The following is a 21,205-nucleotide window of genomic DNA, read 5'->3' as shown; positions in this document are numbered from 1 at the left end:
CAAATTCATTGAACTACAACCGAAAAAGTTCAAGCTCAGACATAACACGACCAAAATTTTATTCATGAATCAATCCTTGAGATTTCGCCTGATTGAACAAAGCGGCTGAACGAGTGCCACTACGGCAGACCATCAAAATCGGCTTTGGCAACTCATTATAATATCGAGCAAACTCTTCAATATTGGCTTGAGAAATTTGGCCACTCACTACAGGTTGATAAATCACACTCACTTGAGATTTTTCCGCAATAGAGCGTAATTGACTCACCGTGACATTATTGCCAGTTTCCTGATCCGGCCGATTGACAATCACAGATTTGAAACCTTGCTGAATCAATTGCTGAAACTTGCTTGGTGTCATTTGACCCGTGACACTCACCATAGAGGTCAGCGCACGACTAAGATCATTTGCAGCAAAAACAGGTGTAATACAGCTAAAACAGGTTACCAGTACCACACCTTTCCAAAACGACTTAGTCATCCAGCAGGTCCATCTGTTTTGCCAGCTGATATAAATTATTCGAGCGGTTTCCAGTACGACAGAACATCAAGATCGGTTTTGGCAACTCATTATAATGATTGGCAAAAGTGCGTACATCAAGCTCCGTAATCTGACCGGCTACTACTGGTTGGAATACATAATCCAGACCGGCATTGCGTGCAGCTTCCTCGATTTGTGCACTGGTTGGCTGCTCGGAACCACCTTCCATGTCCGGACGGTTGTTGATAATCGATTTAAAACCTTTCTCAACCACTTGAGTTACGTGTTCTGGACCAATTTGACCAGCAAAACCTACATTTTCGCTCATGACGCCACTCCATCATTTCATTTATATCGATATGCTTTATGATAGCATTAAGCTGAAAACATGCTGAACCTGTTCTGAAATTTTTATAAATGATGATAACCATAAGATAACGCAATGGAGCGCGTATGCAGGCTTATACAGTTGAACCACTGTATGTCAAAAGCGGTCAGGAAGTGATTGCTGCAGATTTTTATCGGCCTAAAAATATAGAAAAACCGGCCGTAATCCTGATGGCTCATGGTCTGGCTGCCTTACGTCAATTTAAACTGGTGCAATATGCCCAGCGTTTTGCCAGTGCCGGCTATGCGGTGGTTTTATTTGACTATCGCTATTGGGGCGGCAGCACTGGGCGTCCACGTGAACTGGTGTCGATCAATGCCCAGCTCGATGACTGGCGAACCATGATCAGACATATTCAGGAACGCAAATCGATTGACAGTAAACGGATCGTGCTCTGGGGTACGGCCTTAAGTGGTGGGCATGTATTGACACTTGCAGCAGAGCTGAAAAATATTCAGGCGGCGATGGTACAGGTGCCTTTTGTCGATGGGGCTGAAAGTGCCCAACTATATCCTTTACAGCAACTCCCCAAGGCGCTTAAAGTTTCCAGTCAGGATTATATGGGGGCCAAGGTTGGTATGGCACCAAAAACCTTACCTGTAGTTGATCCGCATGAGCTATGTTTTATGCCGACACAGGACAGTTATGAAGGTTATCTGTCGATTGTCAATCCGGATTATTACTGGAGTGGTCATATTCCTGCACGGGCATTCTTTAAACTGATGCGCTATCGACCGATTCAGGAAGTCAGAAAGATTAACATTCCAGTCCTGTTTATTGCGGCAAAACTGGATAGTCTGATTCCCATTGAATCCAGTCGTGAAGCTGCGACCAATATTGCACCATTTGTGCAATATCATGAGTGGAATATCCGGCATTTTGATATTTATCATGGGGAATGGTTTGAAAAAGCAGTTTCGACCCAATTAGAATTCTTACATCAACATATTGGAGTGCGCTAGATGATTATTGTATGTCCGGAATGTCTGGCCAAAAACCGTGTCCCTGAAGATAAACTCACTGCCAACCCTGCTTGTGGTCAATGTCATCAAGCCCTGATTCCACTGGTACCAATTGAGCTGAATGAGCAGAATTTCAGCCAGTTTGTCACGCATAGTGACTTGCCAATCCTGATTGATCTCTGGGCAGAATGGTGTGGTCCCTGTAAAATGATGGCACCGCATTTTGCGACTGTCGCCCAGCAATATCCAAATGTGGTTTTTGCAAAAATTGATACAGAAGCGAATCCTCGCTTAAGTTCGGCATTTAATGTTCGCAGTATTCCGACGCTGGTGTTGATGAATAAAAGCAACGAAATTGCTAGAATAAGCGGTGCATTACGGTCAAGCGAGCTGCAAAAATGGCTTGATCAGCAGTTAAATACCCAACCCTAATTCAAATGCCTGGAGTGAAAGTGTCAGATTCTCAAGTAAGACCAGAGGGGATTCTTTCCCTACAGACGATCGCAATGCCTGCAGATACCAACTGGAGTGGTGATGTCTTTGGTGGCTGGATCGTTTCACAAATGGACTTGGCAGGCGCGATTCACGCAGAACGATTTTCAAAGGGACGTTGTGCCACGATTTCGATTAACCAGATGACTTTTCTGGTACCGGTAAAAGTCGGAGACGTGATTAGTTGTTATACCAAAATTCTCAAAGTTGGCAAGACATCTATCCAGATGGAAATCGAGGTTTGGGATAGCCATGATGATTCACGCCCCCCAATTCGGGTAACTGAAGGTGTGTTTACCTTTGTTGCTGTAGATGTCAAAGGCAACAAACGTCTGATTCCAGAAGAAGCGAAACAGAAGCTTTTAGAATCGCAAACAGCACAATGATGACTTGAAATAAAAAATCCCAGATTTAATGTCTGGGATTTTTTTGTCTAAAAGAAGAAATTATGATTTCTTGAGCTGGCTCTTGGCAATCCAAGCCCAGAGCATTTCACATTGAATGGGGGCTTCACCTGATTCATCCGTAACGGTGACCTGAACCAGGGTTTCACCTTTATCCGAGTTTTGCATCAGGGCTTGCTGCTCCGACGTGAGCGTAGCAACAGCAGTCATGGCACCGCGTGTCGGGCGCTTAAAATCAACCTTTAAGCTTTTGATCAGTACAATTGCTGTATCCGGAACATTCATTGCCGTCACAAAGCCGGTCGCTGTTTCTGCCAGCAGGGCCATTGCACATGCATGGATTTGTCCGATATGGTTCTGCATGGCTTTATGATTGGCCATACTTACTACCACTTTGGACGCACTCATTTCCTCATAACGAATCTTGGCAGAGCCGACCATCGGGACCACCCGGCCAAAAGTTTTACTTAACAAAGCAGTACGAATGCATTGCGGTAATCGTGCAGTGGCTTTGACTAATCTGGCTAATCGGTTGTTCTTTGCCATAATTCCTTCTACAGACGTTGCTGTCTTAATCTTTAAAGTTATTGAACTGTAAAGGCAAACCAAATTGCTGTTCTTTCAAGAATGCCATTACTTGCTGCAATGTATCGCGTTTTTTATCAGTCACACGAATCTTGTCGCCCTGAATAGAAGATTGCGCCTTAATCCCACTTTCTTTAATGGCTTTATTAATTTTTTTTGCGGTATCTGAGTCAAGACCATCTTTAAGCTTGATCACCTGAATCACATTTTTGCCAGAAGCTGTCATTTTTTGTGGGTCAAGCGCCTGAATATCGACTTTGCGTTTAAAGAAATGACTTTCCAGCATGCTATAGACTTGTTCACACTGGAAATCACTTTCAGTCGAGATTTTGATTTCCTTGTTTTTTTCATTCAGTTCAATAGAAACGTCCTGACCACGGAAATCAAAGCGGGTCGCGATTTCTTTTTGGGTGTTTTGAACTGCATGATTTACTTCAAAAATTTCTAATTCAGAAACAATATCGAAAGAAGGCATAGTTTAGACCTTTACAAAGGGAAAGAATATCTGAGATGCTAGGGATGTTTTCTTCATTTGCCAAGTGTTGTTTACATCAAAGGAGTGCGCAATGATCCGTAAACAAGAAATTACAACATTTGAGTTCCCAGAAAATGCAATTATCTGGGATGTACGCGATTCAAGTGCTTTTGCTGAAGCACACGTGAAAGGGGCGGTGAATCAGCCCATTAACGATCTTTCAGCAGAAAGCCTAACTCAGGTGTCAGCGGATCAACCCATTTACATCTTGTGTGGTGGGGGCAGTAAAGCTCCACGTGCTGCGGAAAAACTAGAGGGTTTTGACAGCTCACGTGAATATGTCATTCTGATGGGTGGTACTCGTGCTGCCCGTGATGCAGGCTTACCGCTTGAACAGGGTGTATAAGCATTCTGTCAAAAAAAGCGCCGCAAGGCGCTTTTTTAATGGGTGAGATTTAATGCCTCCCAACCTCCCTTTTCTAAAGGGAGGAGCTACATCTATTCTATTTATTCATAAAAGTAGAGAAAAGTCCCCCCTTTTTTAAAGGGGGATTTAGGGGGATTCATTCAAAATAGTAATTAAATTTGTAGTTTAAAATACGGTTTCTTCATTTTCACTTTCTTTTGAAAACGAGTCACACTGAGTTTTTTTACTAAACTGGATGGCACCGGACAGGCTTCACCGAGAATCTGGGCTGCCAGAATTTCACTGCAGAGCGGCGCAAACAGAAAGCCTTTAGAACCGAGACCGGCAAAGCTGTAAATTTCCTCATCCGCTTTCATTTTACCGAGCAAAGGGAAATAATCCTGACTTTGCGCGCGTACCGATGCACGGCCTTGCCAGGTATCGGTAGAAGCTAATGACTGTGCATATTCTGGGAATACACTGTGGATCAATTCGTAGTTGTGTACATGGTCTTCTGCTAACACTTCGATATCATCTCGACCTGGATAGAAAGAAGCGCCCAAGATCAGATGTTCAGCATCCAGTTGCATACAATAACCGCCGTAACTATAGGCAATATTTTGACTTAAAGGCTGGGCTTGATTATTCATCCAGCTGACCTGTCCGCGAATCGGTTTCAGAGCTGGATAATCTGCAAAGAATTGTGCTGTTTCTCGCGCAGTACAGACAATGACATGATCAAATTCACCTAGATCCTGTTCATCTGAAAATAGCTGAGGTTTTGTAGCCGCTTCAATATGGCTAATTTTGGCCTGTTTATATCGGATATTTACATTCTGTAGAATTTCATCACGCAATTGATGAGGAGAAACCGCGCCAGCTTCTAGTAATTTTAAACTTGGAAATGCAGTTTGAAGCTCTTGCGACTCTGTATCTTGTACAGCAAGAATTTCTTCAGGATATTCATCTGCCAATCCTAAAAGCTGTTCAGGATTTTTTAAGGCAAGCTGATTGACCTGAATCGGGCGGAAAGCTTTAAATTTTTGGTAATGATTTAAGGCATGTTGCCAGGCCAATGTCATCAGATGTTCAGCACTTTGCTCAACCGGACAGAGTTTGGGATTGAGCAAAGCCAGTGGATTGCCAGAACCTCCTGAGAGTGGCGCTGACTGGTCGTAAATCGTGACTTGATGACCACGTTGAGCGAATGCCCAGGCTGTACTTAAACCGGCGATTCCAGCGCCAATCACAGCGATTTGGCTAGGTCTGATATTGGTCTCTGTATCTCGCTCAGTTTTTTTTTGAGTGATTTCTTGTATTAATGAACTTTCAGTCTCTTCAGCCGGATTCCAGATCGCTTTCAGCATTTCACGCTTATGCTTAAAACCACGTGGACGGGAAATTGAAATCCCATGATTTTTTAAGCCACGTTTTAAAACGCCAGCAACACTGAAAGAGGCGAAAGTTGTCCCAATCTCGGATAAACGTACAATATTATTTAAAACATTTTCTTCCCACATGTCCGGATTGCAGGAAGGCGCAAAACCATCCAGAAACCAAGCGTTCACCGGCGCAGTTTTTTCAATCACCGGGAAAACATCATGTGCATCACCCAGCCATAGATCCAGACTGAATCGTTCTTTAGGAAAACTGAGACGATGACAGCCGGCAATTGGCATCGGATATTGAGAGATGAGTTGATCAGCTAAAGGCTTGAGTTCTGGCCAGGCATTTAAGGCCCGAATCAGATCAACTTTGGAAAGAGGAAATTTTTCAACTGAAATCGCATGCAGATGACTGTGATTATCCGGACGCACCTGTTGCCAGAGCTGCCACAGCGCCAGAATATTTAAACCAGTACCAAAACCCGTTTCACCGACACAGAAATATTCAAAAGGTTTTAAATCTGCCAGACGCGTCGTGAGATCATTGCCATTTAAAAAGACATGCCGGGTTTCCAGCAAGCCATTGTCTTTGGAAAAATACACATCACCAAATTGCTTGGACACAGGCACATCAATGCCATCCACCAATTGCCAATCCAGATCGGCAGTTTGAATTGCGTGCGACAAAACGGGTACAACCTTAAAGATATCGGGAAGGGCTATAGCTTACCATTGACGACGACGTTTGGTATAAACATAGCTCGCAATTAGGAAGCCGAGCAATACACCGACAGCCAGGGTTGCAGCGCCGTAGAGGAACATCTGCGCACTGCGTTCACTTTGCAGCACCTGTACCTGAACGCCCAGGTTGTCATTCTTGAGCTGCAATTCCTGATTTTGCGATAGTGCTTCCAGATTGGCTTTTTCCAGTTGCTGCAAACGGGTGGCCTGATCTTTGACCAAGGCTTTGACCTTGGCCTCTTGCTGGGCTTTCAGCTTGGCGATTTCTTCTGCAGTTAAAGGTTTATTCTCGGCAGGTGGCACTGGCTGGGCAGAAGTCGCTACGGCAGGAATAATGGCAGGTTTCGGCGTAGACTGGGTTTGGGCAGTCGCCGCTGTCCCTTGAGGTTGTGCTGTCTGATTTTCCTGAATCACAGGAGCAGGCGCAACTTCGACTGCCCATACTGGAGAAATCATAAAACATAGGCCAATGATACTGGCAGTAACAACACGCATGAACCTTATCCTTGAGGGAATGCTTTATTGAATGGTTTGACATCGATGTGTTCGTACACACCTTCTTTTAAGAAAGGTTCATCCTGTAGCCATGTGTCCAGCGCTTCACGACTGTCAAAATCGACAATAATGGTACTGCCATAAAAACCGGCCTGTGGATTGGCCGGATCTTTAGGCATGGCACCTGCAACAATCAGGCGGCCTTCAGCATTTAACTGTTCCAGACGTGCAAGATGTTGTGGACGAATCGCGAGGCGTTTTTCAACTGTACCTTCCCGATCGGTACAGCTAACGACGAATAATGGCATGATGACTCTCAATCGTTTGTAGTTGGACTTATTCAGCGGTCTTAAAGTATTTGCGCAATACAATAAACTGAATAATGATAAAGGAAAACATCACGATCATGTCACCGAATGCGGTAAATTCGCCCCAATATTTTCCATCCATCCACAAATAGGCGAAAAAGGTATGCAGAAATGACATCAGTACGAACATGGCAACCCAAGCATAGTTCAGCTTGAACCAGCCTTTTTCACTTAGATTGAATACTGGACCAAATAACCGCTGGATCAGAGGCTTTTTATCCTTGCTAAACCAAGGGGACAGGAAGAATACACCTGCAAAGACCAGATTCAATAACACGGCTTTCAGACGAATATAGAAATCATCGCTGAGGATCAGAGTGATGCCACCAAAAATTACCGTCATAAACAAGACAATCCATTGCTGCTTGTCCAGACGGAATTTTTGTATGACAAATAACGCACCATAGACGACCAACATGGAAATAATCAGACCTGTGGTTGCAACAAGAATATTATTATTGTCGACACCCCCCGCAGAACCGATCAATTGCAGCAATTGATGGTCAGTGTCTTTTGGATCTACAGTTTTATATAAATAAAAGAAAATAATGAGTGGCACAAAGTCTAAAAGTGCTTTCATGTTAGAGTATCTAAATCTGATCAAATAAATGTCATAGTATAGAGATGCACGGCGTAGATTTACATACACATAGTAATATTTCTGATGGAACTTTCAGTCCTCAGCAATTGGTCGAAGCGGCTGTGGAAAAACTTGTCCATACTTTGGCCCTGACGGATCATGACACCATGGACGGTTTGGTATTGGCGGAAGAAGCTGCCAAAAATCATGAGATTAAGATCATTTCCGGGGTGGAAATATCCAGCCAATGGTCACGTCCTGCCACCAAGAAAAACTATGGCGTGCATATCGTCGCGCTAAATATGCAAAATCCTGAGCCTTTACAAAAAGCCCTCAATCAGCAAAAGAAAATCCGGGCTGAACGTTCTAAACAGATTTGTGATCTGCTGGTTCCTTTAATTGGTGAAGATATTTATGCTGATGTACTGGTCAAAGTCGACCATATCCCTGATCGGGTGACACGGACCCATATTGCCAAAACGCTGGTAGAAAAGGGGATTGTGACGCGTCCGCAACAGGCTTTTGATAAATACATCAAGGAAGGCAAGAAAGCTTATGTCAAATTTGATGGCTTGAGTCTTGAAGACACGATTCAGGTGATTCATGAAAGTGGTGGTTTTGCGATACTGGCACATCCGACCAAATATGATTTATCTGCGACCAATATTCGCTACCTGATCGAGATCTTTGCCAAGTTCGGTGGAGATGCCGTCGAGCTGCCACCGGCGATTGAACCAAGTTCCACCCGGCAGATGGTGGATCGAATGATTGCTGAACATGATCTTAAAGTTTCGATTGGCAGTGATTTTCATGGCGATCATATGCCCTGGATTAAACTCGGTAATGTCCCGAGTCTTAAACCGGGGCAGGTCGGGATTTGGGAGAGTTTTGTTTAGTCATTCCTTTACCTCGATCTTTTTCATTTGAGAGAAGATTTTCCCTTCGCTACTAATAACAAAGGGCGAGGAGAGAATTATAAATTAAAGCAAATTATGATCTTGAGCCTGAATCGGTGGTGGCGTCGGTTTACCTAAAGTCCCTAACAGTTCAATTTCAATCGTACGTACCATCGAGTCCAGCGGCAAGTCATTACTCTGAGTACCAAAAGGCTCTTCAATTTCCGAACTTAGAGCATCTAATCCTAAAAAGGTATAAGCCAAAATTCCAACCAGTAAAGGCGTAAACAGACCAAGCGTTGAACCTAAACTAAAAGGTAAAATAAAACAGAAAAAATAGACGGTACGATTGAGCAAGACCGAATAGGCAAAAGGCAAAGGCGTCGTCGCAATCCGGTCACAACCAGTCTGGACAATACTTAGTTCCGCCACATGATTATTCATCTGCATATAGATGATATCGGAGATTTCACCTTCTTTAAGCGCCTGCATTAACTCCCATTGAATCAGGCTTAAGGTATATTGCGGCGCATTGGCCTGCTGATAGAGTTGGGTCACCGCCTGCTGGCTCATGCCGCTGGTTTCAACCAGTTCAGTCGGATTGGCTGTTTGATGGCGTAGGCGATCGCGGAGTACATTGGCAAAGACAATCACATGCTGAATCACACGCTCACGGCGACCTTGAGACAGCATCCGGCAATCACGGTCAAAATGACGTGAATTGGCAATTAGAATTCCCCAAAGTTTGCGCGCTTCCCACCAGCGGTCATAACAGGCGGTATTTTTAAAACCAAGAAAAATAGACAGTACCACTCCAATCAGGGTAAATCCGACCAGGGGTAATTCTGGAAAATGAAAATAGCCAATATGTGACAAGCCACCGATGATGGCTGACATCAGCATCACTACGCCTAAAGGTGGCAAAACTTTAGGTAAAATCGTCCCCCGCCAGGAAAACAGCAGTTTAAAAACAGTCGGCTGGTCACGTACGATCATTTATTGGAATCATCACAATTTTTTTCATGATCTTGTGGAGTTGTGCCTGCTTTGTCAAGTGCTATTCAATACTGCATTTCCGGTTTGATGAGTTGCTGCTCAGCAAAGGAAAAGCTGCCTTCCAAGGCGATGATGCAATGGTCAATCAGATGGATATCCACTAGCTGGCAGGCCTGTTGAATCTGACGGGTTAACACTAGGTCAGCCTTGGAGGGAGAGGGCCGGCCCAGCGGATGATTATGTGCAATGACAATTGAGGTCGCCTGTTGGCTAATCGCATAACGTAGCAATTGATTAATGGAAATATCACATGCATTGATGGAGCCATAAAACAGTTTTTTAAAGGCAATTTTTCTTAAACTGGCATCCAGACACAGCACGGCAAACACTTCCTGAGTTTCACCGAGCAGTTCAAAACGTAAGTAATCTCTCAGCCGCTTGGAATTGGTAAGTTCCAGTGCATCCTGTTTCAGGTGCTCGGCTATGTAACGCCGTCCGAGTTCCTTGACGGCCATCAATTGAGTATATTTACTGATGCCCATGCCATGAAACTGGCTGACTTCCTGTAAAGGTGCATCGAGCAACGCAGTCAAATGACCAAAATGCTGAATCAGCAAACGCGCCAGATCAACTGCCGAATGTTGCTGGGAACCGGAGCGTAGAAAAATAGCCAGTAGCTCGGCATCGGACAGACTTTCTGCGCCATATTGAATTAAGCGTTCTCGCGGCCGTTCTTGTTCCGGCCAGTTTTTAATAGAAAATTGCATAGTTATTAGACTTATTTATTATGAATTATCAGTTTTCCCGCAAGCTGATCTCTTGGGGATGCGATTATTTAATGCTATTGTGAGCCCCACTGCAACAGCAAGGTAATCTGTTCGTGAGCTTTGATCTAAGTGTAATTCCTCATAAAAATATCATTTTGGCCGTTACTGGCGGTATTGCTGCCTATAAAAGTGCAATTCTGGTTCGTCGTCTGAAAGATGCCGGATTTGATGTGCGGGTCGTCATGACTCACGGTGCACAGGCTTTTATTACACCTTTAACCTTTCAAGCCTTATCGGGCAATCCTGTACATACCGAATTGCTGGATACTGAAGCAGAAGCCGGCATGGGCCACATCGAGCTGGCACGTTGGGCAGATCTGTTGCTGGTAGCACCGGCCAGCTGTGACACCTTGGCAAAGTTTGCCGCAGGTCTGGCTGATGATCTCTTAAGTACTTTATATCTGGCAACAAAAGCACCCGTCTGGGTAGCACCTGCCATGAACCAGCAAATGTGGGCAGCCAAAGCAACGCAGCGTAATCTTGCGACACTGATCGAAGACGGTGTGCATGTGATCATGCCGGACGCGGGTTCACAGGCTTGTGGGGATGTAGGTTTGGGCCGGATGCCTGAGCCGGAAGATTTAGCGCATCAGGTAACTGAATATTTTCATAAAGCTCAACGTGCGATTGCGGAAAAATTTGGCCTGCTTGCGGGTAAACAAGTCACGATTACCGCAGGCCCGACTCGCGAAGCGATTGATCCGGTGCGTTATATTTCCAATCACAGTACCGGGAAAATGGGCTTTGCACTGGCTGCAGCCTGTTATGCAGCAGGGGCAAATGTCACCTTGATCGCAGGGCCGGTCAGTCTGGACACCCCAAATGGCGTGAAACGTAAGAATGTTTCTTCTGCTGTGCAAATGCTGAATGAAAGTATGCAAATGCTGGAAAATGGTTGCGATATCTTTATTGCGACAGCTGCAGTAGCCGATTATCGTGTGGCAGAAGTAGCCGAGCATAAAATCAAGAAAGCCGGTGATGAACTGAATGTCGCTTTAGTGAAAAATCCGGATATTGTCGCCACCATTGCCCAGCAGGAAAAACGTCCATTTATGGTTGGCTTTGCTGCAGAAACCCGCAATATTGAAGAATATGCTGCCGGAAAGCTGGTCGCGAAAAAGCTGGATATGATTGCCTGCAATGATGTATCACGTGCAGATATCGGATTTGCTTCGGATGAAAATGCCATGACAGTATTCTTTGCCGAGCATTATCAGCTAGACAAACGTGATCTGGAAAAAGCCTCCAAGCAGGAGATTGCCCAGCAGTTGATCGAAGCTATTCATGATGCCCTGCATCGTGATCCATCCAGTGATGATGATTTTTAAAACGATCTGTATCGAAAAACCCTGAATTCATCAGGGTTTTTTTATGGCTAATTTTTTATCATTAATTCAAAAAAACTATAGAAACCATAAATATTTAATCTTAATCGAAGCGCTGTTTGTTTATTGTTTTTGCAAAAAAGCATAAAATGGATCACAGAATAAGCAAAGATAAAAATACTGCATATATCAGCTATAAGCAGGAAGTGGAAAGAAAAAAGAGGGGGCGCTATGAAAAAAATCATGATGTTATGGATGGTTGCCTGTCTGGCTGGATGCAGTTATTTTGTCTCGATGGATGAACTGGCCAGAAATATTCAAACGCAGATGCAACATGAATTTAATTCCAATCGAGATTATCAACACTATCGTTTTACCGTGAAAAAAGTCAAAATTGTCCAGCGTCAGGGGAATGAGTTTCAGGCCATTTCTCATCTGAATTATCAGGGTGAGGAATATCCCATTCATGTAAAAGTCTTTAAGGTGGATGGGGGTATAGTTGGTCGATTGAAGATGATGCTTTTGCTTTTATTGATGAAATTGAAATTGAAAAATATCGTCAGCAACTGGATCAGGAATTACAGCAACTGGCCTCAGCCTTGGATGATCTGGAACCTGTAGATGAACCGAACCAGACTATCTCCGGCTCTCTGATCACACCAGTAGCTGAACCTGCATTACAAGACGTTTCTTATCAGGAAGAGCCGATTCCGGTCGGCAATATCACGGCGTATACACAATAACTCATGCGCAATCGCCATAAAAAAGCACCGATGATCGGTGCTTTTTGTGTTTAGGATTCAACTTGTTGATGTTCTCGAACATAATCTTCGGTACGCTGCATGGCTTCCTGAATATTAAAGAGTGCAGTTTCTACATCTTTCAAAGTTTTGGCATTACCACCGCTTAAAGCCTGACGCCATTTGCGTGCACCCGGTAAGTTTTGGAATAGTCCCAAAATATGACGGGTAATAATGGATAAAGGTGCACCTTCGGCCATGCGATGAGCAATATAAGGTAGCATCTGTTGCATAATGTCAAAACGGTCTGGTGCATCCAGATTCCACAGTTGGCCCAGTTCAGCCAGTAAATAAGGATTATGATAGGCTTCGCGGCCAATCATCACGCCATCCACATGTTTGAGGTGTTCCAAGGTTTCGGCATAGGTTTTAATCCCGCCGTTGATCTCGATGAGCAGATCAGGACGATCCTGTTTTAAACGGTAGACATCTTCATAACGTAGAGGTGGCACATCGCGGTTTTCTTTAGGTGATAGACCTTTTAATAAGGCAATCCGCGCATGCACGATAAAGTTATTGCAGCCGGTTTTAGCCACGGTGTCGACAAAATGCAGCATCTCTTCATAAGAGTGCATATCATCAATTCCGATCCGGTGTTTTACGGTCACTGGAATATCCACCGCATGACGCATTTCAGCAATACATTCTGCGACTAGATCAGGCTCCGCCATCAGACAGGCACCAATTTTATTATTCTGTACCCGGTCACTTGGGCAACCTACATTTAAATTGACTTCGTTATAGCCCCAGTCCTGCGCCATCTTGGTACAAGTGGCGAGATCTTTTGGATTCGAGCCGCCGAGTTGCAACACGATTGGCTGTTCTTCCGTATTAAAGTCCAAATGACGTTTGGCATCACCATAAATGATTGCACCTGTGGTGACCATTTCGGTGTACATAATCACATTCGGGTTAAACAGACGCGCAAAGAAGCGATAGTCTTTGGTGGTCCAATCCATCATCGGCGCAACACTGATTCGTGGTTGAAGTTTATTTTCAATGGTAGTCAGATCAGTCATTCAAAATTACGCCTTAACGAAATGGAAGAAAGAAGAAGCAATTCATGCGATCACTCAGCGATTGGTTTTTGGCTTAAACCGGATCGGCTGACGTCGCAAAAAGAGGGCGTAATACTAGCATAAAATCAGAAAAACCACCCGGCGAACTTGAGCTAGCCCGGTAAATCCAAGGAATGAAACAAGAAATAAAATTGGAATTCCCAGTCAGGTTGGAATGGTATATTTTGATAGGAGAAAGATGAAGATAAAAACGCTAGAAATAAGGAGAATAATCATGTTGTTATTGGAGGAAATTTATAAAAGCCATAAAGCACAAAATTCGGCACATTTTAATTTAAGAATTCATCGGGGCTTAGGCTGGTTTAAAAAATCGCTAGACCTGGGTCAGGATCTGGATTTTAAGTTTATCAGCCTGTGGATCAGCTTTCAGGCGATTTATGCAGATGAGAGTGATCTGGTTCAAGATCAGAGCAAGCTACAGCAGTTTCTGGAAATGCTTTGCCAAAAGGATCTGGATCAGAAAATTAATCATATTCTCTGGGAAAAATACAACCAGCCGATCTGCTCACTCTTGGCCAATCCCTATGTGGAACAAAGCTTTTGGGATTATCGCCATCAGAAAATTAGTCTGGAAAGCTGTCAAGCTGATCTGGAAGCACAGAAACAGAATATAGAGAATGCTTTAAAAGAACGAAATTCTGTTGAAATTCTAGCTGGAATATTTCAGCGTTTATCTACCTTGCACCATCAGATAATGCAGGGTGGCGCCATGTATCACAGCTCGCTGAATTATAAATCATTAGAGGAGAGCTGCCGGATTCTGGCAGCTTTATTACCGGTTTTTATCTGTATTTTATTGGAAAACTCACAAACTCTTGATCTGAATAAGCCTTATTATCCGGCGGCGCAAGTCAGCTAAATAGAGTTAAAAATACTTATGCAGTTGTTCTGGCCTGATACCATTGATCCAGCAGGGCGAATAGAGTGGCACACAGAGCTAGCCCGAGTCCTGCCAGACAGGTCATGCTCCAGCCACCGTGATGCCAGGCATAAACCCCTAAGGCTGAACCACATGCACCACCAATAAAATACAAGGTCATATAGAGTGAATTGACCCGTGATTTGGCATCCGGGCGCAGGCGGAAAATTACGTTCTGGTTACAGCTGTGCGTAATCGCGAGCCCAAGATTTATCAGCCCATAACCCAAAATATAACTCAGCAAAGACACTGCACCAAAATATAAAAACAGCCAGCTTCCCATCAGGATAGAACAGCCGATCCAGCTCAGTGTTTTGATATGGCCACGATCGGCCCATTTACCAATGAACTGCGTAGAAAGTGCGCCAAATACACCGACCAGCGTGACCAGTCCCACCATGACATCAGAAAGCTGAAAAGGTTCCTGTGTCAACAGCAGAGCGATGGTGGAGAACAACATACTCATGGCAGCAAAAGCACAGGCGCCAGTAAGTGAACGCAATACCAGACGTGGTTCCTGCTTGAGTAATATCCCCATAGATTTAAAAATCGCTGTATAGCTGATTCTCAGACGTGGCAGGCTCGGTAGTTTTCCTCTCAAATAAAAACTTAAGGCCAGCATACTTATGCCACTGACGATATAAATCATTTTCCAGTGAAACAGGTCGGAAAGTAATCCAGCAATACTGGTCGAGAGCAGAATGCCAACCAGTAATCCGCTCATCAGGAAGCCCACCACTTCTCCGGTTTTTTCCGGTTTGACCGCCATGGTGGCCAAGGGAATCAGAATCTGTGCAGCTACGGAAAACAGTCCGGCAATGATAGTGCCGACCCAGAGCATTGGCAGATTTACCGCACTGGCACAAATAAATAAACCTGCTGCTGCACCCAACATGAGGAAAGGGATCAGTTTGGTTTTATTCAGCATGTCCCCTAAAGGCACAATAAACAGCAGGCCCAGGGCATAAGAGATTTGAGCAAAAGTGACAGTAAGTGCCACTTGTGATTCAGGTACCTGATAATACTGCTGAATCGATGAAATCAGTGGTTGGCAATAATAGTTCGCACCAGCACATAAACCGCATGCAATCGCCATCAGCCATAATAACGGCTTATTTTGACTAATATCGAGAGGCGTGTGCATAGGGCTAACCTTGTATTCAGACCGGAAGAATTTAAATGAGAAGTGAGAATAATGTTTAAATTGAGGGCACTATAGGCCAGAAGTTCCCGCTTTAAAAGTAGAGAAATATTGCCAGAATTGAAAATTGTCAGAACTCAGGCAGCTTAAAGAAAGAAGTGCAATTTTAAATAGAAAATATGAGTGAATGTTTGCAGAACTTTTCATCTTTTGATGATGGGGTTGCTTCATTAAAGCGCAGCTCGAGGTAGAAACAATAAAAAAGGAGCATTCAGGCTAAAAAAGCGGAATATTTACTCTATTTTGTTGCGCAAATTTGGTGCGAAAATAGGATTCTCCATTTTGAATCAAGTTCAGTACATTAATATAATAAATAGTCCTCCAGCTTTTTTTCTACCCTTTATCTGACTGTTTGAGACCTGAGTCTTATAAAATTTTGGCGATTATTTTTTGTCAGATCTATCAATTTTGTCTGATGAAGATCTGCTCAAAACAAATTCTATCATTTCATAAAATAAGATTTTAACATCTAAAAACAGTGCTCTTGCTTGAGTACTAAATCTGTCAAAAAAGTCAAAACTAAAAAAACGACGCAGCTAAAGTGCCGCTATCTATAGGGACTAGAGAAATTGAAAGTCTGCTTCTGAATCAAGAAATACAGCAATCATTGTCAGAATCATCAATGTAACAAAATAAATCAGAAATTCGCGCTTATTTACGCCAGCAAAATCTGGATATTTCATTCAGTGGAATGAATATCGTTTATAAAATCATCGAATATGAATAGCTAGAGAATTAAATAAATGTGCTATTGCAGCATCATTTTTATGAATCATCAGTTCAAAATATAGGTATTTATTAAATAAATAGTAGGTGGTAATTTCAAACAGTTTGATTAGAATCCAAAAATTCAACAAGAACACATCCTGAGGGGAAGCATCGTTTACACGATGTTTACTTAAGAAAAATTAGCTTGAGGAACGCTCATGCAGATCGGAATTCCAGCCGAAACTGTTGTCGGTGAAAATCGCGTCGCTGCGACGCCAGAGACAGTAAAGAAATTGATCAGCGCAGGACATAGCGTGATTATCGAACGTGGTGCAGGGGTTAAAGCTGCCTATATCGATAGTGCCTATGAACAAGTTGGTGCCAAAATTACGGATGATGCCTATACCGGCAGTCAGTTGATTTTAAAAGTTCGTGCACCGAAAGGTGATGAAATTCAAAAACTCAACCCGAACACCACTATCGTGGCAATGTTTGATCCTTACCGTAATACTGAGCTTGACCAATTCGCGGCACAAAACGTGTCTGCATTTGCATTGGAACTTTTGCCACGAACCTTGTCTCGTGCGCAGAACATGGATGTCTTGTCTTCTCAAGCCAACCTTGCAGGTTACAAGTCGGTGCTTTTGGCTGCGGCTGAGTACCAGCGCATGTTCCCGATGCTGATGACTGCTGCGGGTACGGTTAAACCGGCTCGTGTGGTGATCATGGGTGTCGGCGTAGCAGGTCTGCAAGCGATTGCAACAGCAAAACGTTTAGGTGCCATCGTTGAAGCCACAGACTTGCGTCCAACTGCTAAAGATCAAGTGGAATCTCTGGGCGGTAAATGGTTAGACGTACCGATGTCTGCTGAAGAGCAGCAAAAAGCGGCTGATGCTGCCAAAAATGGTTATGGCTGGATGCCGGGTGAAGAATACATCCGCGATCAGGCTGCAATTGTTGATAAAGCGGTATCAAATGCTGACATCGTGATTACCACAGCGCTTTTACCGGGCCGTGATGCACCGCGTTTAATCCGTGCTGAAACAGTTGCGAAAATGAAACCAGGTTCAGTGATTCTGGACATGGCAGTAGAGTCTGGCGGCAACGTCGAAGGTTCGAAATGTGGTGAAACAGTCCATACCGACAACGGTGTCAAAATTCTCGGCATTCCAAATATTCCATCGACTGTATCAACTGAAGCCTCTGCTTTATACGCTCGTAACGTATTTAACTTCGTGGAAACATTATTTGATGCAGATAAGAATTTTGTCCTGAATCAAGAAGAAGAAATTCAAAAAGCCCTACTTGTCACTCATGGCGGCCAAGTGCTGCTGAAACGTGGTTAAGGAGAAGACTCATGGTTGAAACAATTACGATTTTTGTCCTTGCCATTTTCGTAGGTTACTACGTGGTGTGGGGGGTAACACCAGCATTACATACGCCGTTGATGGCGGTGACCAATGCTTTGTCATCGATCATTATTGTCGGTGCGATGATTCAGACCGTTGGCCTGCCGGTGATCGGCGTTGAAGGTAGCGTAGATTTCCAGACCATTAATGTGGTGAGCGTACTTGGCGCGATTGCAGTATTCCTGGCGAGTATTAATATTTTCGGTGGCTTTGCCGTGACTGCTCGTATGCTGGAAATGTTTAAACCTAAGCAAAAGAAAAAAGAGGGTTAATCCATGGAAATGATTCGAGAATATGCGGATTGGTTCTACCTGATTGGTGCCGTTCTTTTTATCCTGACGCTACGTGGTTTATCAGGTCCTAAAACTGCGATTGCCGGTAACCGTTACGGGATGATCGCGATGGCCATTGCGGTCGTGACTACCTTCTTTGTGGCTGAGAATCCAGTGGTCTGGATGATTATTGGTGCAATGGTGCTGGGTGCAATCGTGGGTATTGCCCGTGCACGCACAGTTCCAATGACCCAGATGCCTGAAACTGTAGCGTTGATGCACTCATTGGTGGGTCTGGCTGCGGTCTTGATTGCTGTCGCTGCCATTATTCACAACAACAAACTGATTGAACTTGGTCCAGACCTATTGGCTGCCAATGGTGTCAATTTCCATGAAATGAGCCGTGTTCATTTATTTGAACTGTTTGTGGGCTGTTTCGTGGGTGCAATTACCTTTACAGCATCAGTCTTTGCTTACGGCAAACTGGCTGCAAAGAAATGGGCGAAAACCATTTCAGGTGCATGGGTGAAACCGGTTCAGGCTATCATCTTTATTGCAATGTTAGGTTTCGGTATTCACTTCTTCCTGACGGGTAATATGACCTCGTTCTGGGCAATGACAGGTCTTGCGCTGGCATTCGGCTGGGTATGGATTGCACCAGTCGGTGGCGGTGACATGCCAGTGGTGGTATCGCTACTCAACTCATTCTCGGGTTGGGCAGCAGCTGGTATTGGTTTTACCTTAGAAAACAACATGTTGATCGTTGCAGGCTCACTGGTGGGTTCTTCAGGTGCTATTCTGTCTTACATCATGTGTAAAGCGATGAACCGCTCAATCATCAACGTTTTGTTTGGCGGTGCGATGGGCGGTGCAGCTGCGCCGACAGCAGGAGCAGGTGAACAGGTCCAACGTAATCACCGTTCTGGCTCGGCAGATGATGCAGGCTTCCTGATGTCAAATGCAGACAGCGTGGTGATTGTACCGGGTTATGGTATGGCGCAAGGCCGTGCACAAAATGCGGTAAAAGAATTGGCTAACTTGCTAAAAGAGCAGGGCGTAACGGTTCGTTTTGCGATTCATCCTGTAGCAGGTCGTATGCCAGGTCATATGAACGTACTACTTGCTGAAGCGGACGTACCGTATGAAGACATCCTGGAAATGGATGAGATCAACTCGGACTTCCCGGCAACAGATGTGGTGCTAGTGATTGGTGCGAACGACGTTGTGAACCCTGCGGCGAAAGATGATCCAACATCGCCAATTTATGGTATGCCAATTCTGGAAGCCCATAAGGCACGTACGATTATGGTGATCAAGCGTTCTATGGCAACCGGTTATGCGGGTCTCGACAATGACTTGTTCTATAATGACAAGACCATGATGATCTTTGGTGATGCCAAGAAAGTGGTGGAAGATATGACTAAAGCCATTAATGGTACGGGTCACTAATCATCTAAATCATTAGAATCCTCCTAAGTCCCCCTATTAATAAAGGGGGATTTTTTATTTTATATCTTGGGAAAAGGATGATTGAGTGATCATCGAACGTCTATGTTGATGATGAATTGATCCTAAAATACCAATCAAATCGGTGCATAAGACAAGATGGAAATTAAAAAATAGCGAACAGATTGAGTTGTATTAATGCTTATAAAGTTAGATGAACAGGCAATAAAAAAGCGACCTACACAGGTCGCTTTTTTGAATATTCGGTTTTTACGCTACAGAGTCAGTATCTGTAGGATTGCGCCATAAGCTTTCTAGGTCATAGAATTTACGCGCTGTTGGAAGCATACAATGAACCACCACATAACCAAGGTCGATGAGGATCCATTCAGCATCACGTTCGCCTTCAATACCAAGAGGGCGGAAGCCAGCTTTACGTGCTTCTTCAGCAACGTTATTGGCCAATGATTTGATGTGACGTGTCGATGTACCGCTTGCAATGACCATAGCATCAGCCACATTACTGATACCGCTGACATCAAGCTCAACAATTTCTTTTGCTTTTACATCTTCAAGTGCAGCATGTACGACTTTTAAGCAGTCCTGTACAGCTTGAGAATTTGAATTCATAGTAAGATCGTGAGAATTAGAAGCGCTGGGCGATGGTTCTAAATTCATGGGGAGTGTAATTTCCTAACAATTATGCATGGTCTAATATAGCGGTTTTAGTCCTGAATTTCAAATGAAGCCGCAGTCCACTCAGTCATGCTCCGGAAAGAACTCAGCTTTCCAGTCAAAGGAATCGTTGGAATGTCCGCTAGGTTTATACTCGGCAGCGACATAACCTTGATATTGACTATGTTTTAACCACTGAAATATATCATGATATTGAATTGAACCCGTATTGGGTTGATGCCGTCCCGGACAATCCGCAAATTGGATATGACCAATCGAGGCAATATTTTCTTGCAACGTTTCTAAGACATCTTCGCCCATCATTGCCATGTGGTAACAGTCGTACTGCATTTTTAAGGCCGGATGATGTACCGCTTCCAGCATTTCCTGTGCTTGAGCAACATTTTGAATCAAAAAACGTGGCATATCGGTGCCATTGATCATTTCAAAGACCGGTTCAATTTGATGTTCAAGCAGCATTGAACAGGCCATTTTCAGGTTACTCGCCAGCGTATTCAGGCAGGGTAAAAGATCACAGTCAAGGGGTTGTTTTCCTGCCAGAATGTTCACCCGGGGTACATTCAACGCCGTGGCATACTGGATGGCCTGCTCAACAGCATGACGAAACTCAATTTCCTGTCCTGGAATGCCGGCCAGACCATGACCGCCCTGCATCAAATCGCCTGCTGGCACATTAATCAGGCACAAGTTTAGCTGATGCGTGCTGAGCTGGTTTTGAATCTGGCCAATCGTAAGTTCATAGGGAAACTGGATTTCCACATGATTAAAGCCCTGTGCACGAGCCAGCGCGAAGCGTTCAATCAGCGGCACTTCGGTAAAAATCATCGACAGGTTGACGGCAAGTTTAATCATGTATGTCTCTTCAATAT

At 44.1% G+C, this 21,205-nt stretch carries 24 protein-coding genes and 1 pseudogene; 11 read left to right on the top strand and 14 right to left on the bottom strand.

The features are described 5' to 3' along the window. Nucleotides 1-58: 58 nt before the first annotated feature. Both NI464_RS09340 and NI464_RS09335 read right to left on the bottom strand, forming a co-directional pair. Complete coding sequence (locus NI464_RS09340; RefSeq protein ID WP_005098134.1) at nucleotides 59-481, bottom strand: protein tyrosine phosphatase family protein; 423 nt, start codon at nucleotides 479-481, stop codon at nucleotides 59-61. Beyond that, the gene (locus NI464_RS09335) at nucleotides 474-809 is read right to left on the bottom strand and encodes a protein tyrosine phosphatase family protein (RefSeq protein WP_004281596.1); all 336 of its coding nucleotides are present in this window, start codon (nucleotides 807-809) and stop codon (nucleotides 474-476) included. Before NI464_RS09335 ends, NI464_RS09340 begins: the two co-directional genes overlap by 8 nt. A gap of 125 nt (nucleotides 810-934) precedes the next feature. Between NI464_RS09335 and NI464_RS09330 the strand changes: the two genes are divergently transcribed. The 3 genes from NI464_RS09330 to NI464_RS09320 are packed head-to-tail and all read left to right on the top strand — an operon-like array spanning nucleotide 935 to nucleotide 2,709. Continuing rightward, nucleotides 935-1,831, top strand: coding sequence for an alpha/beta hydrolase (locus NI464_RS09330; protein ID WP_004645122.1), 897 nt, complete (start codon nucleotides 935-937; stop codon nucleotides 1,829-1,831). Continuing rightward, a complete protein-coding gene (trxC, locus tag NI464_RS09325; RefSeq protein ID WP_005101783.1) occupies nucleotides 1,832-2,263 on the top strand; it encodes a thioredoxin TrxC in 432 nt (143 codons plus the stop codon). A 5-nt stretch (nucleotides 2,264-2,268) separates the two neighbouring features. Further along, the gene (locus tag NI464_RS09320) at nucleotides 2,269-2,709 is read left to right on the top strand and encodes an acyl-CoA thioesterase (RefSeq protein ID WP_153566559.1); all 441 of its coding nucleotides are present in this window, start codon (nucleotides 2,269-2,271) and stop codon (nucleotides 2,707-2,709) included. 60 nt (nucleotides 2,710-2,769) lie between these two features. On the opposite strand, the gene NI464_RS09315 is transcribed toward NI464_RS09320, so the two are convergent. Together NI464_RS09315 and NI464_RS09310 are read right to left on the bottom strand one after the other, a co-directional pair. After that, nucleotides 2,770-3,273 (bottom strand): DUF4442 domain-containing protein, encoded by a 504-nt coding sequence (locus NI464_RS09315; RefSeq protein WP_253138216.1) that lies wholly within the window; start codon nucleotides 3,271-3,273, stop codon nucleotides 2,770-2,772. Nucleotides 3,274-3,298: 25 nt separating this feature from the next. Further along, a complete protein-coding gene (locus NI464_RS09310; RefSeq protein WP_004281601.1) occupies nucleotides 3,299-3,787 on the bottom strand; it encodes a YajQ family cyclic di-GMP-binding protein in 489 nt (162 codons plus the stop codon). Nucleotides 3,788-3,878: 91 nt separating this feature from the next. Here NI464_RS09310 and NI464_RS09305 point away from each other — a divergent pair, with 91 nt between their 5' ends. After that, the gene (locus NI464_RS09305; RefSeq protein ID WP_005101788.1) at nucleotides 3,879-4,193 is read left to right on the top strand and encodes a rhodanese-like domain-containing protein; all 315 of its coding nucleotides are present in this window, start codon (nucleotides 3,879-3,881) and stop codon (nucleotides 4,191-4,193) included. A 173-nt stretch (nucleotides 4,194-4,366) separates the two neighbouring features. On the opposite strand, the gene mnmC is transcribed toward NI464_RS09305, so the two are convergent. Genes mnmC through NI464_RS09285 form a run of 4 tightly spaced genes read right to left on the bottom strand, consistent with a single transcriptional unit; the run spans nucleotide 4,367 to nucleotide 7,762 of the window. After that, nucleotides 4,367-6,265, bottom strand: coding sequence for a bifunctional tRNA (5-methylaminomethyl-2-thiouridine)(34)-methyltransferase MnmC2/FAD-dependent 5-carboxymethylaminomethyl-2-thiouridine(34) oxidoreductase MnmC1 (gene mnmC, locus NI464_RS09300; protein ID WP_071851606.1), 1,899 nt, complete (start codon nucleotides 6,263-6,265; stop codon nucleotides 4,367-4,369). 39 nt (nucleotides 6,266-6,304) lie between these two features. Continuing rightward, nucleotides 6,305-6,814, bottom strand: coding sequence for an SH3 domain-containing protein (locus tag NI464_RS09295; RefSeq protein ID WP_005101791.1), 510 nt, complete (start codon nucleotides 6,812-6,814; stop codon nucleotides 6,305-6,307). Between the two features lie 5 nt (nucleotides 6,815-6,819). Continuing rightward, nucleotides 6,820-7,122, bottom strand: a complete 303-nt coding sequence (locus NI464_RS09290) for a YciI family protein (RefSeq protein WP_004281605.1) — start codon at nucleotides 7,120-7,122, stop codon at nucleotides 6,820-6,822. A gap of 28 nt (nucleotides 7,123-7,150) precedes the next feature. Next, complete coding sequence (locus tag NI464_RS09285; RefSeq protein WP_004281606.1) at nucleotides 7,151-7,762, bottom strand: septation protein IspZ; 612 nt, start codon at nucleotides 7,760-7,762, stop codon at nucleotides 7,151-7,153. A gap of 44 nt (nucleotides 7,763-7,806) precedes the next feature. Here NI464_RS09285 and NI464_RS09280 point away from each other — a divergent pair, with 44 nt between their 5' ends. Continuing rightward, nucleotides 7,807-8,658 (top strand): PHP domain-containing protein, encoded by an 852-nt coding sequence (locus tag NI464_RS09280; RefSeq protein ID WP_253138215.1) that lies wholly within the window; start codon nucleotides 7,807-7,809, stop codon nucleotides 8,656-8,658. Nucleotides 8,659-8,742: 84 nt separating this feature from the next. Here NI464_RS09280 and NI464_RS09275 read toward each other — a convergent pair whose 3' ends face one another. Then, a complete protein-coding gene (locus tag NI464_RS09275; RefSeq protein ID WP_004733710.1) occupies nucleotides 8,743-9,654 on the bottom strand; it encodes a bestrophin family protein in 912 nt (303 codons plus the stop codon). Between the two features lie 65 nt (nucleotides 9,655-9,719). Further along, nucleotides 9,720-10,421, bottom strand: a complete 702-nt coding sequence (gene radC / locus NI464_RS09270) for a RadC family protein (protein ID WP_005101798.1) — start codon at nucleotides 10,419-10,421, stop codon at nucleotides 9,720-9,722. A gap of 113 nt (nucleotides 10,422-10,534) precedes the next feature. Here radC and coaBC point away from each other — a divergent pair, with 113 nt between their 5' ends. Beyond that, entirely contained in the window at nucleotides 10,535-11,809 is a 1,275-nt protein-coding gene (gene coaBC / locus NI464_RS09265) for a bifunctional phosphopantothenoylcysteine decarboxylase/phosphopantothenate--cysteine ligase CoaBC (protein WP_074383530.1), read from the top strand. A gap of 228 nt (nucleotides 11,810-12,037) precedes the next feature. Further along, nucleotides 12,038-12,549 (top strand): annotated as a pseudogene (locus NI464_RS09260) (hypothetical protein). Nucleotides 12,550-12,599: 50 nt separating this feature from the next. On the opposite strand, the gene dusA reads toward NI464_RS09260, so the two are convergent. Beyond that, nucleotides 12,600-13,625, bottom strand: coding sequence for a tRNA dihydrouridine(20/20a) synthase DusA (gene dusA, locus NI464_RS09250; protein WP_114541816.1), 1,026 nt, complete (start codon nucleotides 13,623-13,625; stop codon nucleotides 12,600-12,602). Between the two features lie 274 nt (nucleotides 13,626-13,899). Between dusA and NI464_RS09245 the strand changes: the two genes are divergently transcribed. Continuing rightward, entirely contained in the window at nucleotides 13,900-14,544 is a 645-nt protein-coding gene (locus NI464_RS09245; RefSeq protein WP_174894258.1) for a hypothetical protein, read from the top strand. Between the two features lie 16 nt (nucleotides 14,545-14,560). Here NI464_RS09245 and NI464_RS09240 read toward each other — a convergent pair whose 3' ends face one another. After that, nucleotides 14,561-15,748 carry an MFS transporter gene (locus NI464_RS09240; protein WP_253138212.1) on the bottom strand — a complete coding sequence of 396 codons (1,188 nt, stop codon included), beginning with the start codon at nucleotides 15,746-15,748 and terminating at the stop codon, nucleotides 14,561-14,563. Between the two features lie 983 nt (nucleotides 15,749-16,731). On the opposite strand from NI464_RS09240, the gene NI464_RS09235 reads away from it, so the two are divergent. The 3 genes from NI464_RS09235 to NI464_RS09225 are packed head-to-tail and all read left to right on the top strand — an operon-like array spanning nucleotide 16,732 to nucleotide 19,643. Next, nucleotides 16,732-17,859: a Re/Si-specific NAD(P)(+) transhydrogenase subunit alpha gene (locus tag NI464_RS09235; RefSeq protein WP_004733722.1), complete on the top strand. Its 1,128-nt coding sequence runs from the start codon at nucleotides 16,732-16,734 to the stop codon at nucleotides 17,857-17,859. 11 nt (nucleotides 17,860-17,870) lie between these two features. Beyond that, entirely contained in the window at nucleotides 17,871-18,194 is a 324-nt protein-coding gene (locus NI464_RS09230) for a proton-translocating transhydrogenase family protein (protein WP_004281642.1), read from the top strand. A 3-nt stretch (nucleotides 18,195-18,197) separates the two neighbouring features. Beyond that, entirely contained in the window at nucleotides 18,198-19,643 is a 1,446-nt protein-coding gene (locus NI464_RS09225; RefSeq protein ID WP_004281643.1) for an NAD(P)(+) transhydrogenase (Re/Si-specific) subunit beta, read from the top strand. Between the two features lie 267 nt (nucleotides 19,644-19,910). On the opposite strand, the gene rsfS is transcribed toward NI464_RS09225, so the two are convergent. Both rsfS and NI464_RS09215 read right to left on the bottom strand, forming a co-directional pair. Beyond that, a complete protein-coding gene (gene rsfS / locus NI464_RS09220) occupies nucleotides 19,911-20,318 on the bottom strand; it encodes a ribosome silencing factor (RefSeq protein WP_004645144.1) in 408 nt (135 codons plus the stop codon). Nucleotides 20,319-20,399: 81 nt separating this feature from the next. Further along, entirely contained in the window at nucleotides 20,400-21,188 is a 789-nt protein-coding gene (locus NI464_RS09215; protein ID WP_085064179.1) for a hydroxypyruvate isomerase family protein, read from the bottom strand. Nucleotides 21,189-21,205: the final 17 nt, after the last annotated feature.

This window comes from Acinetobacter lwoffii, assembly GCF_024129685.1.
Taxonomy (GTDB): Bacteria; Pseudomonadota; Gammaproteobacteria; order Pseudomonadales; family Moraxellaceae; genus Acinetobacter; species Acinetobacter lwoffii_X.
The sequence above is the reverse complement of the archived record's forward strand: the minus strand, read 5'-3'. Positions and strand labels throughout refer to the sequence as shown.

What these genes read in the sequence shown, in the direction of transcription:
- NI464_RS09340 (WP_005098134.1), bottom strand. Translation starts at nt 481, where the DNA reads ATGACTAAGTCGTTTTGGAAAGGTGTGGTACTGGTAACCTGTTTTAGC.
- NI464_RS09335 (WP_004281596.1), bottom strand. Translation starts at nt 809, where the DNA reads ATGAGCGAAAATGTAGGTTTTGCTGGTCAAATTGGTCCAGAACACGTA.
- NI464_RS09330 (WP_004645122.1), top strand. Translation starts at nt 935, where the DNA reads ATGCAGGCTTATACAGTTGAACCACTGTATGTCAAAAGCGGTCAGGAA.
- trxC (WP_005101783.1), top strand. Translation starts at nt 1,832, where the DNA reads ATGATTATTGTATGTCCGGAATGTCTGGCCAAAAACCGTGTCCCTGAA.
- NI464_RS09320 (WP_153566559.1), top strand. Translation starts at nt 2,269, where the DNA reads ATGCCTGGAGTGAAAGTGTCAGATTCTCAAGTAAGACCAGAGGGGATT.
- NI464_RS09315 (WP_253138216.1), bottom strand. Translation starts at nt 3,273, where the DNA reads ATGGCAAAGAACAACCGATTAGCCAGATTAGTCAAAGCCACTGCACGA.
- NI464_RS09310 (WP_004281601.1), bottom strand. Translation starts at nt 3,787, where the DNA reads ATGCCTTCTTTCGATATTGTTTCTGAATTAGAAATTTTTGAAGTAAAT.
- NI464_RS09305 (WP_005101788.1), top strand. Translation starts at nt 3,879, where the DNA reads ATGATCCGTAAACAAGAAATTACAACATTTGAGTTCCCAGAAAATGCA.
- NI464_RS09295 (WP_005101791.1), bottom strand. Translation starts at nt 6,814, where the DNA reads ATGCGTGTTGTTACTGCCAGTATCATTGGCCTATGTTTTATGATTTCT.
- NI464_RS09290 (WP_004281605.1), bottom strand. Translation starts at nt 7,122, where the DNA reads ATGCCATTATTCGTCGTTAGCTGTACCGATCGGGAAGGTACAGTTGAA.
- NI464_RS09285 (WP_004281606.1), bottom strand. Translation starts at nt 7,762, where the DNA reads ATGAAAGCACTTTTAGACTTTGTGCCACTCATTATTTTCTTTTATTTA.
- NI464_RS09280 (WP_253138215.1), top strand. Translation starts at nt 7,807, where the DNA reads ATGCACGGCGTAGATTTACATACACATAGTAATATTTCTGATGGAACT.
- NI464_RS09275 (WP_004733710.1), bottom strand. Translation starts at nt 9,654, where the DNA reads ATGATCGTACGTGACCAGCCGACTGTTTTTAAACTGCTGTTTTCCTGG.
- radC (WP_005101798.1), bottom strand. Translation starts at nt 10,421, where the DNA reads ATGCAATTTTCTATTAAAAACTGGCCGGAACAAGAACGGCCGCGAGAA.
- dusA (WP_114541816.1), bottom strand. Translation starts at nt 13,625, where the DNA reads ATGACTGATCTGACTACCATTGAAAATAAACTTCAACCACGAATCAGT.
- NI464_RS09245 (WP_174894258.1), top strand. Translation starts at nt 13,900, where the DNA reads ATGTTGTTATTGGAGGAAATTTATAAAAGCCATAAAGCACAAAATTCG.
- NI464_RS09240 (WP_253138212.1), bottom strand. Translation starts at nt 15,748, where the DNA reads ATGCACACGCCTCTCGATATTAGTCAAAATAAGCCGTTATTATGGCTG.
- NI464_RS09235 (WP_004733722.1), top strand. Translation starts at nt 16,732, where the DNA reads ATGCAGATCGGAATTCCAGCCGAAACTGTTGTCGGTGAAAATCGCGTC.
- NI464_RS09230 (WP_004281642.1), top strand. Translation starts at nt 17,871, where the DNA reads ATGGTTGAAACAATTACGATTTTTGTCCTTGCCATTTTCGTAGGTTAC.
- NI464_RS09225 (WP_004281643.1), top strand. Translation starts at nt 18,198, where the DNA reads ATGGAAATGATTCGAGAATATGCGGATTGGTTCTACCTGATTGGTGCC.
- rsfS (WP_004645144.1), bottom strand. Translation starts at nt 20,318, where the DNA reads ATGAATTTAGAACCATCGCCCAGCGCTTCTAATTCTCACGATCTTACT.
- NI464_RS09215 (WP_085064179.1), bottom strand. Translation starts at nt 21,188, where the DNA reads ATGATTAAACTTGCCGTCAACCTGTCGATGATTTTTACCGAAGTGCCG.